This window comes from Mesorhizobium sp. B2-5-7 (genome assembly GCF_006440875.1).
Lineage (GTDB): Bacteria > Pseudomonadota > Alphaproteobacteria > Rhizobiales > Rhizobiaceae > Mesorhizobium > Mesorhizobium australicum.
Genome location: NZ_VFUO01000004.1, coordinates 298,826 through 312,041, shown reverse-complemented (window position 1 = coordinate 312,041; position 13,216 = coordinate 298,826). Strand labels below are relative to the sequence as shown.

The 13,216-nt window shown below is 65.1% G+C and carries 15 protein-coding genes; 10 read left to right on the top strand and 5 right to left on the bottom strand.

Going from position 1 to position 13,216, the window contains the following annotated elements; translation table 11 throughout:
- Positions 1–86: 86 nt before the first annotated feature.
- Positions 87–920, top strand: a complete 834-nt coding sequence (locus FJ543_RS19525) for a methyltransferase domain-containing protein (protein WP_224622608.1) — start codon at positions 87–89, stop codon at positions 918–920.
- 187 nt (positions 921–1,107) lie between these two features.
- On the top strand, positions 1,108–1,251 hold the full coding sequence (locus FJ543_RS31495) for a hypothetical protein (protein WP_181166483.1): 144 nt from the start codon (positions 1,108–1,110) through the stop codon (positions 1,249–1,251).
- Between the two features lie 70 nt (positions 1,252–1,321).
- Here the strand turns inward: FJ543_RS31495 and FJ543_RS19520 are convergent, their stop codons facing one another.
- On the bottom strand, positions 1,322–3,652 hold the full coding sequence (locus FJ543_RS19520; protein ID WP_224622606.1) for a cation:proton antiporter: 2,331 nt from the start codon (positions 3,650–3,652) through the stop codon (positions 1,322–1,324).
- Between the two features lie 87 nt (positions 3,653–3,739).
- On the bottom strand, positions 3,740–4,432 hold the full coding sequence (locus FJ543_RS19515) for a DUF2270 domain-containing protein (RefSeq protein ID WP_140724925.1): 693 nt from the start codon (positions 4,430–4,432) through the stop codon (positions 3,740–3,742).
- Positions 4,433–4,688: 256 nt separating this feature from the next.
- Between FJ543_RS19515 and FJ543_RS19510 the strand changes: the two genes are divergently transcribed.
- From FJ543_RS19510 to FJ543_RS19470, 8 genes are all read left to right on the top strand, one after another.
- Positions 4,689–5,420: a gamma-glutamylcyclotransferase gene (locus tag FJ543_RS19510; RefSeq protein WP_140663591.1), complete on the top strand. Its 732-nt coding sequence runs from the start codon at positions 4,689–4,691 to the stop codon at positions 5,418–5,420.
- Between the two features lie 95 nt (positions 5,421–5,515).
- Positions 5,516–5,839, top strand: coding sequence for a metalloregulator ArsR/SmtB family transcription factor (locus FJ543_RS19505; protein ID WP_140617871.1), 324 nt, complete (start codon positions 5,516–5,518; stop codon positions 5,837–5,839).
- A complete protein-coding gene (locus tag FJ543_RS19500) occupies positions 5,836–6,267 on the top strand; it encodes an SRPBCC domain-containing protein (RefSeq protein WP_015316759.1) in 432 nt (143 codons plus the stop codon). Before FJ543_RS19505 ends, FJ543_RS19500 begins: the two co-directional genes overlap by 4 nt.
- A 73-nt stretch (positions 6,268–6,340) precedes the next feature.
- A complete protein-coding gene (locus FJ543_RS19495; RefSeq protein ID WP_140617872.1) occupies positions 6,341–6,733 on the top strand; it encodes a VOC family protein in 393 nt (130 codons plus the stop codon).
- 39 nt (positions 6,734–6,772) lie between these two features.
- Entirely contained in the window at positions 6,773–6,994 is a 222-nt protein-coding gene (locus FJ543_RS19490; RefSeq protein WP_015316761.1) for a hypothetical protein, read from the top strand.
- Between the two features lie 11 nt (positions 6,995–7,005).
- Complete coding sequence (locus tag FJ543_RS19485; protein WP_140876534.1) at positions 7,006–7,395, top strand: DUF1801 domain-containing protein; 390 nt, start codon at positions 7,006–7,008, stop codon at positions 7,393–7,395.
- 71 nt (positions 7,396–7,466) lie between these two features.
- Positions 7,467–7,859 (top strand): DUF1801 domain-containing protein, encoded by a 393-nt coding sequence (locus tag FJ543_RS19480; RefSeq protein WP_140876532.1) that lies wholly within the window; start codon positions 7,467–7,469, stop codon positions 7,857–7,859.
- 357 nt (positions 7,860–8,216) lie between these two features.
- Positions 8,217–9,311 carry an acyltransferase family protein gene (locus tag FJ543_RS19470; RefSeq protein WP_140876530.1) on the top strand — a complete coding sequence of 365 codons (1,095 nt, stop codon included), beginning with the start codon at positions 8,217–8,219 and terminating at the stop codon, positions 9,309–9,311.
- A 29-nt stretch (positions 9,312–9,340) separates the two neighbouring features.
- Here the strand turns inward: FJ543_RS19470 and FJ543_RS19465 are convergent, their stop codons facing one another.
- The 3 genes from FJ543_RS19465 to FJ543_RS19455 form a co-directional block, all read right to left on the bottom strand.
- Complete coding sequence (locus tag FJ543_RS19465; RefSeq protein ID WP_140876528.1) at positions 9,341–11,341, bottom strand: glycoside hydrolase family 127 protein; 2,001 nt, start codon at positions 11,339–11,341, stop codon at positions 9,341–9,343.
- 85 nt (positions 11,342–11,426) lie between these two features.
- The gene (locus FJ543_RS19460; protein WP_140617877.1) at positions 11,427–12,284 is read right to left on the bottom strand and encodes a carbohydrate ABC transporter permease; all 858 of its coding nucleotides are present in this window, start codon (positions 12,282–12,284) and stop codon (positions 11,427–11,429) included.
- The gene (locus FJ543_RS19455) at positions 12,284–13,213 is read right to left on the bottom strand and encodes a sugar ABC transporter permease (protein ID WP_140876526.1); all 930 of its coding nucleotides are present in this window, start codon (positions 13,211–13,213) and stop codon (positions 12,284–12,286) included. The genes FJ543_RS19460 and FJ543_RS19455 overlap by 1 nt, the downstream gene beginning before the upstream one ends.
- Positions 13,214–13,216 lie beyond the last annotated feature (3 nt).

Below are 13,216 nucleotides of genomic sequence, written 5' to 3'. Positions count from 1 at the left end.
ACCGGCGTCGGTTCCACGCCGCGCAGGGCATTGCGCGATGGCGCTCCGTGCGCTTCTATCGCTGCCGCGCCATGGGGGGTCATCATTTGTCTGGCAGGAACCAAACGTCCACCGGCCACGAAGCGAGCGAGGCCGGCTGGCTCGATCTTCATTTCGAATCGTCGCGGCCCGAATACGAGGCGGCCTTGCTCGACGCCGGCATTCGCCCGGGCTGGCGCGTGCTCGATGCCGGTTGCGGCAGCGGCGGCTTCCTGCCGCTCATCGCCGGGGCCGTCGGCTCCTCCGGCTTCATTGCCGCGCTCGACCTCGCGCCCGAAAACATCGGCCGGGTCGAGGCGCTCGCGGGCACGCTGTCCGAGCCGCCGGAACTCGCCACGCATGTCGGCAGCATCCTGTCTCTGCCCTTCGCCGACGCATCGTTCGATTGCGTCTGGTCCGGCAATGTCATGCAGTATCTGACGCCGGCCGAGTTCGAGCTTGCCGTCGGCGAGGCCAGGCGCGTGCTGAAGCCGGGCGGCATCCTCGCGGTCAAGGATTTCGATTCGACCATCCTGCAGATCCTGCCCATGGACCGGGCCCTGCTGGCGCGCTTCATGGCCGCCAGGCTGCAGGGGTTTCGCGACCGGGGCGTGCTCGGCACCGATTGCGGTTCGACGCTTCCGGCACGCCTGCGGCAGGCGGGCCTGGAGGTCGTCAGCCGCAAGGGCTGGCTGGTCGAGCGCTGGGCGCCGGCGCCTCGCTTCACGCGCGACTATGTTCGCGACCTGCTGGCCTATTTTGCCAGCGTCGCGCCGGGCTACGCCCTGCCTGACGCCGACCAGGCCTATTGGCGGGAGCTGAAGCAGCGGCCGGATCGCCTGCTCGACGATCCCGACTTCTGCTACCGCGAGTTCTTCGTCATGGCGGTCTGCCGGACCTAGCGCTCAGCCGCGATGCCCCCGGCGGCTGCGCGAGGCCGGGGCATACCCGCTTCCGAGATCCAGGCCAAGCCGCATTCGCCAGTCATCCAGTCGAATGGCCGGCTTTCGATCGAATTTCTTTGCAACCCGTTAATGCGGCCATGTGTCAATAAGCATCTGCTAATTATCCGGTGGCGTGGGGTACGCAATGACCAAGAATCTTGGCAATGGACGCTATGTGCCGCCCAAGGACACAAGCGTCTCCTTCTTCGGCAAGGTCGCGCCGGCGCTGTTTCCGCTCGTCGCGGCGGCGCTGGGCTACGTGATCGGGCGGCAATTCCTCGGCCTGTAGGCGCAATTCCAGGAAAAGTGCGTAAGCGCCTTCCCCGGGGAATTGCGTCCTCTGGCAAGGCTGACAGGAATCAAGCCCCAGTCTCGGCTGCCGCCTCCTCGGCGGCGGCTTCGGTTCGGCGCACGCGGTCGCTGGCCAGAAGCACGACCGGGCAGGCGGCGGCGGCCAGAACCGCGCTCGCCGTGTCGCCGAAGAACAGTTCGTCGCCTGGCCGCTGCGTGACGCCCATCACCACCATGGCGGCGCCCTTGGCTGCTTCCCTGGCGATCGCCCTGTCGGGCGTGGCGCGCGTCCTGATCGCGGTGTCGACGGCGACGCCATAGCGATCGGCGAGATCGGCGACGTCCTTGAGCACGGCCTCCTCGCGGCGGTGCGAAACCGAGCTCGGCCGGCTGCCCTTGCGGGCCTGCGAGACATAAAGGACTTTCACGCGCGCCCGGTGCGGCCGCGCCAAGGCGAGCGCGAAATCGGCCGCGCGCCGCGCCACCTCGGTGCCGTTCACCGGAACCAGAATGGTCGCGCCGGCGCGCAGCATCGGCATCTTGCCATCAGCCTTGGCGCCATTCAGCACCAGGCAGAGCGGGCCGTCGAAGCCGCTGGTGATGGCGTTCAGCGTGCCGCTGAAGGTGCCTTCGGCCAGCGCGTTGTCCAGCCCGACCAGCAGCAGGCCGTAGCCCTTGCGGGCTTCCGCGGCGATCGTCTCGGTGGTGGCTTCAAGCTCGGTGCGGGCCGTCAGGTGGACCTTGTCGACGGGCGTATCCTCGGCCTTCCTGACAGCCTTGGCGCTTCTGGCCGCCCCCCTCTTGACCTGCTTGGAGGCCCGCTCGGGACCTTTGTCGCGGGCAGGGCCGGGCAGTTTGCCGTCCTCGAGGTGGAGCAGCGTGGTCGGCATGCCGCTGCCACCGCCGACGAGACCGGCGAGGTAGGCGGTGAATTTGCCAACCGGGCTGTCGTCGACGAGCAGCAGCAACCGTTCCAGCTTGGAGACGAAGCCGCGCTCGTCGAGCAATTCGCGGTCGACGCGCTGCTTTTCGGTGTCGCCGACCGGCAGCCGGCCGAGCGCCCAGCGCAGCATTGGCGGCATGGCCAGCGTGGTGATGACGGCCATGGTGACGATCATGGTGAACAGATTGTGGGAGAGGATGTTCATCGAGAGGCCGATCGAAGCGACGATGACCTCGGTCGAGCCGCGCGCGTTCATGGCGCTGCCGACGGCGGTAGACTCCTTCAGGGACATGCCGGCCAGCCGGCCGCCGAGGAAGGCGCCCGAGAACTTGCCGATGCTGGCGATCGCCACCAGCGCCAGCGTCAGCAGCGCCAAAGTCGGGTCGGCAAGCACGGTGAGGTCCGCTGACAGGCCGGCCATGCCGAAGAACACCGGCATGAACAGCGCCGTGATGACGCCGCGCAGCTGGCCTTCGATGTGGTCCGACAGGATCGGCGATTCCCCGACCAGTATGCCGGCGACGAAGGCGCCGAGCACCGTGTGGACGCCGATCAGGTTGGTGATCAGCGCCATCACGCCCATGATGATGAGGATAACGGTGATGACGGCGTATTCGCTGCGGAAGGAGTCGTTGCTCCAGCGGATCAGGGTGAACACCAGGCGGCGGCCGATGGTGAAGGAGAACACCATGAACAGCGCCACTTCGGCGACCGTCAGGACCAGTGGCAGCACCTGCAGGCTGCCATTGGTGGCGATGCCGAAAGTGACGGCGATGATCAGCCAGCCGATCGTGTCCTCGATGATCGCCGAGGAGACGATGATCTGGCCGAGATTGCGGCGCATGAAATTCATCTCGCGCACCACCATGGCGACGATTTTCACCGAGGAGATCGACAGCGCCGTGCCGAGGAACAGCCCGGCGACGATGCGTTCGCTCGGCTCGGGCAGAAGCGAATCCGGCAAGACCTGCGCCAGCGCGAAACCGCAGGCAAAGGGCAGGACGACGCCGGTGATCGAGATCGAAAAACAGGCCGCACCCACCCGCCGCACGAGCCGCAAATCCGTCTCCATGCCGGTCAGCAGCAGGAGCAGCAGGATGCCGAGCTGCGAGACGGCATCGATCATGCTTTTCTGCGCCGGATCGGTGGAGAAGATCAGATGCTGGGCGCCGGGCCAGAGCCAGCCGAACAGCGACGGCCCGAGCAGGATGCCGCCGATCAGCTGGCCCATGATCGCCGGCTGCCGGCAGCGCTGGAAGATTTCGCCAAGGCCACGGCCGACCAGAAGCAGAAGCACGATCTCGGCGACGAACAGCCCTTCGGCCGAGCCGCCCATGCCCGAGGCGTGGCCGGCCGGCTGCGCGGCCAGCGCCTGGCTTGCCGGGGCGAGGGCGACGATGGCCAGCGAAAGGGCGGCCGCGGTGCCGTGCGACCTTGTTGCCAGTGGGTGGATCATGGGTCCCTTCAAGACGCCGCCGCGGACTGACCATCACAACGCGCGGCCGGGGTTTGCGTTGCAGCCATCCATCACGAGGTATCGAACTCAGACGTGGACGTCGCCGAAGGAGAGTTCGCCGTCGTCGCCCGGTGTCAGGAAGGCGGCTGCCAGCAGGACGGCATAGAGGAGGGCAACCACGGCGACGATGACCACGCCCGGAATGGGACCGAGCGCCGCGGCGCCGACAGCTTCGCGCATCGTGCCGACAAAGCCGACCGGCACGCCTTGGTCAATCAGGCTCGGGGTCGACAGTTTGAGGATCCAGGCGAGCAGCAGGATCAGCATCATGTGCAGGTAGTTGCGGCGCAAGCGGCGCGCCAGCGCCACGCGCTGCGAGACCAGGAATTTTGGCGTGCGCAGGCTCTCGCCGAGGATCAGCAGCCAGTCGGAGGCAAAGTCGGGCTGCGGCGAGAAGATCTGCGCGAAATAATGGCGCTCAAACTGGCGCACGCGGGCGCGATAGACATCGAAGAAGCGGTAGCGGCGCGCCTCGATCCACAACAAGAGCAGCACCAGCAGCATGGCGAACAGCAGCACGCCGTGATGGGCACTGGCCGTCGACAGCGACACCGACAGCATCGCCGCGACAACGGTGATCGCCCAATTGCTGGTGCGGTCGAGGCGGTCGCGCCAGCCCGCCATGCGGGCGATCTCGGCGCGATGGAAATGGGACATCACGGTGACCAGCTCGCCAGGCGAAAGCGGCCTGCCGACGGGCGTTGCCGGCGCATCGTTCATGACTTCCTCCCCGCCGACAACGCTTATGAGGCAATGTCGTTCCGAAGTGCTTGCTTCCGGCCGCTCGCGCCGGCGTAGAGCCCCGATGCCGCTGGTGTCATAGGCGTAAGGGACGCCGAACGCCGCCCGAATTTATCGAATCCGATCAAGCTGCTGCACGGGATGGCTCAGGTGCGGATTCCAGGTTTCGAACGGTTCTGGCTCTTGAGAATCCCCGAACCTTCAGCAACATGGCCGCCATGGCCGAGGCACGACAATGAGCAAGCCGATTTCCGCCGCACCGCGCAAATCACCGCCACGCAAGGCGCCGATGGCGCTGACCGAGGCGCTGGTGGCGCGCACCTTGCGCGCGGTTGAGGATGCCGGGCCGGTGCCGGGCATGATCCCGATGACCGATGACGACTATGCGCGGTTTCGCGACGAGATCCTGGCCTCGGCACCAACCGGACCGCTGAAACTGTTCGCCTATGGCTCATTGTTGTGGAAGCCGGCGGGCGAGGTGAGGGGCGGCGAGCGGGCGGTGGCGCGGGGCTGGCACCGGTCGTTCTGCTTCACGGTGCAGCGCTTTCGCGGCACGCTCGAGCAGCCCGGCCTGATGATGGCGCTCGACCGTGGCGGCCAGTGCCAGGGCATGGTGTTCGAGATCGCCGAACCGGTTGCCGCCAATCTGGAAGCGCTGCTGCGCCGCGAAATGACCATCCTGCCCGCCGTCAACGTGCCGCGCTGGCTGCGGGTCAGCACCGAAAGCGGGCCTTGCCTGGCGCTCGGCTTCGTCGTCGATCCCGCCAACCCGCGCTATGCCGGCAAACTGGACAAGCCCGCGGTCGCCGCGACGCTGGCCAACGCCGTCGGCCATTGGGGCTCGGGCGCGCAATATCTGTTCGAGACCATCCGCCATCTCGACGCCTGCGGCATACGCGACCGCAATCTGTGGCAATTGCAGGAACTGGTGGCGCGCGAGATCGGTCGCAGCCACGTCGCCGTCTAGCACCACCGTATTCAGGACGCTGCAATCTTTCGCTTGACGAACATATATCCGTGTGGTTATACGTTAACCAATAGCCAACGGGTTATCGATTAGAGATGCCAGACGCTCATGACACGCTCTTCAGGACGCTCGCCGACCCGACACGGCGGGCGATCTTCGAGCGGCTGTGCCGCCAGGGAGAGCAGACGGTCGGGGCGCTGACCAGCCAGTCCGGCGTCTCGCAGCCGGCGGTGTCGAAGCATCTCGGCGTGCTGAAGCAGGCCGGGCTGGTGCGCGACCGCCATCAAGGCCGCCAGACGCATTACAGCGCCCAGCTTGCCGCGCTGGCGCCGCTGATGGACTGGACACGCCATATGGCGGGGTTCTGGGAAAGCCGGTTCGACGACCTCGAGGATTTGCTCAAAAGGATGGACCAGTGAACGACAGTGCACAGCAAACCCGCACTGTCGTCGTCGAGCGGGAGATCTCCCATCCGCCCGAAAAACTCTGGCGCGCGCTGACGCAACCGCATCTCATCGAGGAGTGGCTGATGAAGAACGATTTCAAACCCGCCGTCGGCCATCGCTTCAACATCAGCGCCGACTGGGGCGGCGTGCTGGACTGCGAGGTGCTTGCCGTGGAGCCGCACAAGAGGTTGTCCTACAGCTGGAACCTCGCGCATCAGGACCCAGCGTTCGATCTCAGGAGCGTGGTGACTTTCACGCTCACCCCGACGCCAACGGGAACCCATTTGCGCATGGAGCAGGCCGGTTTCCGGCCCGACCAGAAGCGGGCCTATGGCGGCGCCAAGGTGGGTTGGCCGCAATTCCTGGAAAAGCTGGAAGAGCTTCTGGCGCGGACGGACTGAGGCCTCGAACTGAAAGCCACACAGAAATATCAGAGGGCGGGTTCTCCGCCGGCAAAACCATGGAGAAAAAGCGATGAAGATCAAACTGACCAGCATCTATGTCGACGATCAGGAAAAGGCGCTTGCCTTCTACACCGGCGTGCTGGGCTTCACCAAAAAAGCCGATTTCAGCAATGGGCCGTTCCGTTGGCTGACGGTCGTCTCGGCCGAAGAGCCCGACGGCACCGAATTGCAGCTGGCGCTGAACGACAACCCGGCGGCAAAGGCCTACCAGCAGGCGATCTTCAAGCAGGGCCAGCCGGCGCTGATGCTCTTCACCGACAACATCAAGGGCGACCATGAGCGCATCAAGGCGAATGGCGGCGCCTTTGCCATGGCGCCTACCGACGTGACCGGCTCGACCATCGCCAAGTTGGAGGATGGCTGCGGTAATCTCATCCAGATCACCGAACTGGCGCGCTGGTAAGGCGCCGGGTTTCAACGCATAGCGCAAGAGGAGGCAGAATTGGACTGGAGCAAATGGATGCGGCAGGCGCATCGCTGGCTGTCGATCATCTTCACGGCGACCGTCGTCGCCAACTTCGTCACCATGGCGTTTGGGCAGCCGCCCGCCTGGGTGGTCTATTCGCCACTGCCGCCGCTCTTCCTTATGCTGTTCAGCGGCCTCTATATGTTCGTGCTGCCCTATGTCGCGAAAGGACGCAGCGCACAGCGGGCCAATGGATAGGAGGAAAGCGCATGGCCAAGGCGACCCCGGCCAAGGCTGAGCCGAAGCTGCTTTCCGGCGGCAACCCGCAGATCGCCAAGGGTTATGGCGACGCTCCGGTGCAGGCCTATATCGCGGCGATGCCGGGCTGGAAGCGCGAGATGGGCGGGCGGCTCGACGCGCTCATCGAGCGCGCCGTGCCCGGGGTGAACAAGGCGGTGAAATGGAACTCGCCTTTCTACGGCGTCGAGGGCGAAGGCTGGTTCCTCAGCTTCCATTGCTTCACCAGATACATCAAGGTGGCCTTCTTTCGCGGCATGTCGCTGGATCCGGTGCCGCCGGGCGAATCCAGGAACCAGGACACGCGCTACCTCAACATTCATGAGGACGACGCGTTCGACGAAGCGCAGTTCAGCGCCTAGGTGAAGCAGGCGAGCCTCTTGCCTGGCGAGCGCATGTGAGTGCCCTATCTAGCATTCGAAGGAGAAACGGCATGACGACCACCCAGGACAGCAAATCTCCCTCCGAGCTGATCGACGGCAGGATCAAGGACTTGGGCGACTGGCGCGGCGAGATGCTGGGGCGGCTGCGCACGCTGATCCATCAAGCCGATCCCGACGTGGTCGAGACGTGGAAATGGCGCGGCGTGCCGGTGTGGGAGGATGCCGGCATGATCTGCACCGGCGAAACCTACAAGGCCGTCGTCAAGCTGACCTTCGCCAAGGGTGCCGCGCTGCCCGATCCCTCGCGCCTGTTCAATTCCAGCCTCGAAGGCAACACACGGCGCGCCATCGATTTCCAGAAAGGCGAGGAGGTCGACCAGGAGGCCTTCAAGGCGCTGGTACGCGCGGCGGTGGCTTTGAACAAATCCAAGTCCCGAAAGTAATCGTTCATTGTGCATAGAGGTCACGGTCGGCGCTGCCCCTCATTGTCCTGCCGGACATCTCTCCCCGTAAACGGGGCGAGAGGGCTGCCCGCGAGGCCGACGCTCTTTCTGCAACGCCGGCGATTGGCGAAATCGGCGAGAACGGCGTCCCTCGCCCCGTTTACGGGGATGATGCCGGCAGGCAGGCGAGGGGCAGCGCGGACGGCAGATGATTGCCAACGGCTTCAACACGGCGGCCCGCGGACGCTGCCAGCCTCACCGCAAGACAGCCGCGTTTACGATCTGGGAAGCTTGATGGTGCTAGACATCGCGGGATGATGGCTGGCCAGCCGGGCCGGCCGGTTTGGATTCGCCGCCATGAACAGCAGCCCAATGCGCATGCCGTGGGTGGACACGGCCAAAGGCCTCTCGATCATCCTCGTGGTCATGATGTACTCGGCCTACAACACCGGCGAGTATACAGGCGGCGTCGGCTTTCTCCACTATGTCATCGGCTTCGCGACGCCGTTCCGGATGCCGGAATTCTTCCTGATCTCGGGGCTGTTCCTGTCGCAGGTGATCGACCGGCCGTGGCTGCGCTATATCGACCGGCGCGTCGTCCATTACCTCTATTTCTACGTGCTGTGGGCGATCATCTCGATCGGGCTGAAGATCGGCATCTTCAGCCGGGATCCCGCCGGCATGCTGCACGACCTGGCAATGGCCGTCGTCCAGCCCTATGGTGTCCTGTGGTTCATCTACATGCTGGCGGTGTTCGGTCTTGCCGCGAAACTGCTGCGGCAGCTTGCCGTGGCCGCCTGGATCGTCATCCCGATCGCCGCCGGCCTGCAGATGTGGGCGCCGCATCCCGACAGCTACGCGGTCGAACAATTCGCCGCCTATTTCGTCTTTTTCTACGTCGGCTTCGTCATGGCCCCGCTGGTGTTCCGGCTCGTCGAATGGACGCAAGCCCGCCCGGCGCTGACCGTTGCCGGGCTCATCCTGTGGGCTGTCGTCAATGGCCTGCTGGTCTATTCGCCGGGTTATGCCATGCAGCCGGTCGGCATGCAGATGGGCCTGGCGGCATGGCCGCCGCTGCATCTCGTCCTGGCCGTCGCCGGGGCCGTGGCGCTTTGCGTGCTTGGCGGTTTCCTGTCGAAATTTCCCGCCATGGAATGGCTGCGCTGGCTGGGCGAACATTCGCTGGTCGTCTATGTCGCCTTCACCATTCCGATGTCGCTGTTCCGCGGCGCCGCACTGGCAAGCGGCCTGCTGACCGACACGGGCTTGCTCAGCCTGGCGGTGCTGCTGGTCTCGATCGTCAGCCCCGTCGTGCTCTACTTCATCGTGCAGCGCATCGGCTTCGGCATGTTCTTGTTCGAGCGGCCGGCCTGGGCGCATATTGACGGCAGCGCCGCGAAAACAGCGCCGAAAAAGCCGCTGACCGCCGCCGCCCAGTCGAGCCGGACATAACCGGCCGCCCCATGGCGTTACGGCCGACCTCAACCATCGCGCAGCCAGACCAGCATCTCGCCCGGCTCGCGGTTGTCCCAGGCGAAATAGGGGACGGCGGTCAGGCGGGTCTCGACCCTGGCCGGCGGCTCGGAGCGATAAAGGCCGTCCTGCCAGCCATCCCCGGCATCGGCTTGTGCCGTGGCTGAAAGCGTCACCACACCGCCGAGCAGATCCGGTTCGTCATGCGCCTCGATGCCGGCCGTGCGCGGCAGGGTCAGGCGATGCAGGCGGCTGTCATTGTCGGTCGCCTCGACGCAGTAGATCAGCGGCCCGCGCGACAGCGCGACGCGGCCGGCATCCTGCCTCACCTCGGGATTGGCATAGAGCCGCTCGATCGGCATTTCGAGATCGAGCCTGACACGGTCGCCCTTCTTCCATTGGCGCCGGATCGCGGCGTAGCCGTTACTGGTCACTTCTGCGAGGTCGATCGCCTCGCCATTGATATCGAGCTTGGCCTTGGAGCTCCAAGCCGGCACACGCAGGTGCAGCGTGAACTCTACCGGCGCCTGCGGCTCAACGGTAATCTCGACGGCACCATCCCAGGGATAGCGGCTCGCCTGCGTCAGCGTGACCGGTGTGCCTGCAATGTCGAAGCGGGCGGTGGAGTCGCCATAGAGATGAACCGCCAGCGCGTCGTCCGCCAGGCTGTAGAAATAGCTGCCGATCGAGGCGACCATGCGCCCGATATTGGGCGGGCAGCAAGGGCAGCGGTGCCATTTCCAGCGGTTATGCTTGCCCCGGCTTTCCAGCGGGTTCTCGTAGAAGAACAGCGAACCGTCGAGCGACAGGCCCGAGATCGAGCCGTTGTAGAGCGCGCGCTCCATCATGTCGGCGTAGCGCGCGTTCGGCCCCATGCCGAGCATGCGGCTCGCCCAGAACACCAGCCCGACCGACGCACAGGTCTCGGCATAGGCGGTTTCGTTGGGCAGGTCGTAGTCGCTGGTGAAGCCCTCATTGTGCGCCGACGGGCCGAGCCCGCCGGTGATGTAGAGGTTCTTGGTGGTGAGGTCGTCCCACAGCCGGTCGAGCGCCACCCGCAGCGTGTCGTCGCCATATTCGGTCGCGATGTCGGCCATCCCCGAATAGAGGTACATGGCCCGCACCGCGTGGCCAACGACCTTGTCCTGCTCGCGAACCGGTATGTGCGACTGGCTGTATTCGTAGGTCTTGAAATGATAGGCCTTTGGGTCGGCGCCACGGGCGCGCGCCTCCTCGTCGAAATAGTGCGGCTGCTGCCCGCGCTGGTCGATGAAATATTTGGCCAATTCCATGTACTTTTGTTCGCCCGTCACCCGCGCCAGCTTGACCAGCGCCAGTTCGATCTCCTCATGGCCGCAATAGCCTTTTTTCTTGCCGGGCTCGGGTCCCAGCACCGAAGCGATGTGGTCGGCATAGCGGCACATGATGTCGAGCAGCTTGCGCTTGCCCGTCGCCTGGTAGTAGGCGACCGCGCCCTCGATGAGGTGGCCGGCGCAATAAAGCTCATGGCAGTCGCGCAGATTGGTCCAGCGCTTGCCCGGCTGGATGCGCTGGTACCAGCTGGAAAGATAGCCGTCCTCCTGTTGCAGCCTGCCATACATGTCGATGACGGCATCGATCTTCTTCTCCAGTTCGGGATTCTTGCGCCGGTAGAGCGAATAGGCCGCGGTCTCGATCGTCTTGCCGAGATCGGAATCCCAGAACATCTGCGTGGTCACCGTCGAGCCGGTGAAGCCGGCGGAGGCCGCCTCGTCGGGCGATGGCGAGTGGAACGGAATGACGACGCCCGGCGAGGGCCGGTCCGGATCGATCTGCTCCAGCATGCGCGCCGCCACGCAGCGGTCGTAAAGGATGTCGGCGGTGCGCGTGGCAACCGCCTCGGCGCGGTCGCCCCAGAAGCCGCGCACGTCGACCTGCGGCACCGGCAGCGGGCGGAAGGCGAGCTTCGGCTTGCCCGTCTCCTGCGATTTATTTGGGGTGGCGTGCCGGGGGGATGGCGATGCGGTCATGAACTCACTCCATTCGATCTGACGTCTGTCTCTTGTTGGTGCATGATCTTTCCGAAAACCGGTTCCCACTTTTCGGGACCATGCTCTATTTGACGGCCCCGGCCATCAGGCCGCGGATGTAGAAGCGCTGCAAAGCCAGGAACAGGATCAGGCACGGCACCATCATCACGGTGACGCCCGCCTGCACCGCGCCCCAGTCGATGGCGCCGAAGCGGCCGGACTGAAGTGCGGTCATCATCACCGGCAGCGTGAACTTGGACTGGTCGGTCATCAGCACCAGGGCAGCGAGGAATTCGTTCCAGGCGCCGAGGAAGGCAAACAGCGCGATGGTGACGACACCAGGCCAGACCAGCGGCAGCATGACCTTTATGAGCATGGTGGCGTTGCCGGCGCCGTCCATGCGCGCGGCCTCCTCGATCTCGCGCGGCACCGCGTCGAAGGCGTTGCGCATCATGAAGATCGAGAACGGCAGCTGCAGCGTCACATAGACGCCGACCAGGCCGGTCAGCGTGTTGTGCAGGCCAAGCTTGGTCAGCACCAGGAAGATCGGCGTCAGGATCGACTGGAACGGGATCATGATCGTCGACAGGATGAGGACGAAGAACAAGTCCTTGAACGGGAACCGAAACCGCGAAAAACCGTAGCCGGCGAGCACGCTGACGATGACCGACAGCATGACCGTCATCACCGAGACATAGATGCTGTTCTGCGCCGAGGCCCACAGGCCGTCGCCGAAACTGTTCAGCGTTTGATAGTTCTCCAGCGAGAAGCCCGTCGTCGGCCAGGGCGGCAGCGGCGGCAGGCGCGCCTCCTGTGCCGGCTTGAAGGCCGACAGCACCGTCCACACGATCGGCGCCACGAACAGCACCGAGGCGACGATGCCGGTGGAATGCCTGGCCAAGCGCGCGGCAAGCTTGCCTGTGCCCGATATCGCCTGCGCCATCAGTCGAGCCCCTCGGGTTTGCGCAGCAACCAGAGCTGGACGAGGCTGAGCGCCACCAGGATGACCAGCAGCACCATCGAGAGTGCCGCGCCATAGCCGAGCTTGAACGAGACGAAGGACTGGTTGAAGATCCAGTACACCGCCGTCAGCGTCTGGTTGCGCGGGCCGCCGCGCAGGATGATGTAGAACTGGTCGAAGGCAAGGATGGAGCCCGCGACCGACAGGATCAGCGCCAGCGCCAGGGTGCGGCGCATCAGCGGCAAGGTGATCGCCCGGAACCTGGCGAACGGCCCGGCGCCGTCGATGACGGCGGCCTCCTGCAGATCCTGCGGGATCGACTGCAGGCCGGTCATCAGGATGATCATGGTGAAGCCAGCGACCTTCCACACCACCATGGCGATGATCGACCAGAAGGCCGGTTGGAAGGTGGCGAGCAGGTTGAACTTCTTGTCGATCAGGCCGAGATCGTAGGCGGCGGGGCTGAACAGGCCGGAATCGACGTTGAGCAGCCACGACCACAAAAGGCTCGCCGAGGCAAAGCCGACCACCGCCGGCATGAAGAACATGGTGCGGTAGAGGTTGGTGAACGGGCGCGGCCGCTCGATGAAGATCGCCAGCGGAAAGGCGACGGCGAAGATCGCGATGGTGACGATCAGCGTGTAGTAGCCGGTGAATCTCAGCGCGTTCCAGAACCTGGTGTCGCGCAGGATTGCCCAGTAATTGCCGAGGCCGATGAAGGAGTGCTCGCCCATCAAGGGCCAGTTGTGCAGCGACATCCAGGCCGTCATGCCGAGCGGAATGACGAAGAACAGCATGACCAGCGCCACCGCCGGCGCCACATAGAGCAGGCCAATCCATTGCCGGCGGCCGACGCCGACCAGCCTTCGGGCGCGGGGCGGGGCGGTGGTTGAGGCTGTGATGGTGGTCATGGC

Excerpts from the sequence above, each read along its gene's own strand:
- FJ543_RS31495 (WP_181166483.1), top strand. The coding sequence starts at position 1,108 with ATGACCAAGAATCTTGGCAATGGACGCTATGTGCCGCCCAAGGACACA.
- FJ543_RS19520 (WP_224622606.1), bottom strand. The coding sequence starts at position 3,652 with ATGATCCACCCACTGGCAACAAGGTCGCACGGCACCGCGGCCGCCCTT.
- FJ543_RS19515 (WP_140724925.1), bottom strand. The coding sequence starts at position 4,432 with ATGAACGATGCGCCGGCAACGCCCGTCGGCAGGCCGCTTTCGCCTGGC.
- FJ543_RS19510 (WP_140663591.1), top strand. The coding sequence starts at position 4,689 with ATGAGCAAGCCGATTTCCGCCGCACCGCGCAAATCACCGCCACGCAAG.
- FJ543_RS19505 (WP_140617871.1), top strand. The coding sequence starts at position 5,516 with ATGCCAGACGCTCATGACACGCTCTTCAGGACGCTCGCCGACCCGACA.
- FJ543_RS19495 (WP_140617872.1), top strand. The coding sequence starts at position 6,341 with ATGAAGATCAAACTGACCAGCATCTATGTCGACGATCAGGAAAAGGCG.
- FJ543_RS19485 (WP_140876534.1), top strand. The coding sequence starts at position 7,006 with ATGGCCAAGGCGACCCCGGCCAAGGCTGAGCCGAAGCTGCTTTCCGGC.
- FJ543_RS19480 (WP_140876532.1), top strand. The coding sequence starts at position 7,467 with ATGACGACCACCCAGGACAGCAAATCTCCCTCCGAGCTGATCGACGGC.
- FJ543_RS19470 (WP_140876530.1), top strand. The coding sequence starts at position 8,217 with ATGAACAGCAGCCCAATGCGCATGCCGTGGGTGGACACGGCCAAAGGC.
- FJ543_RS19465 (WP_140876528.1), bottom strand. The coding sequence starts at position 11,341 with ATGACCGCATCGCCATCCCCCCGGCACGCCACCCCAAATAAATCGCAG.
- FJ543_RS19460 (WP_140617877.1), bottom strand. The coding sequence starts at position 12,284 with ATGGCGCAGGCGATATCGGGCACAGGCAAGCTTGCCGCGCGCTTGGCC.
- FJ543_RS19455 (WP_140876526.1), bottom strand. The coding sequence starts at position 13,213 with ATGACCACCATCACAGCCTCAACCACCGCCCCGCCCCGCGCCCGAAGG.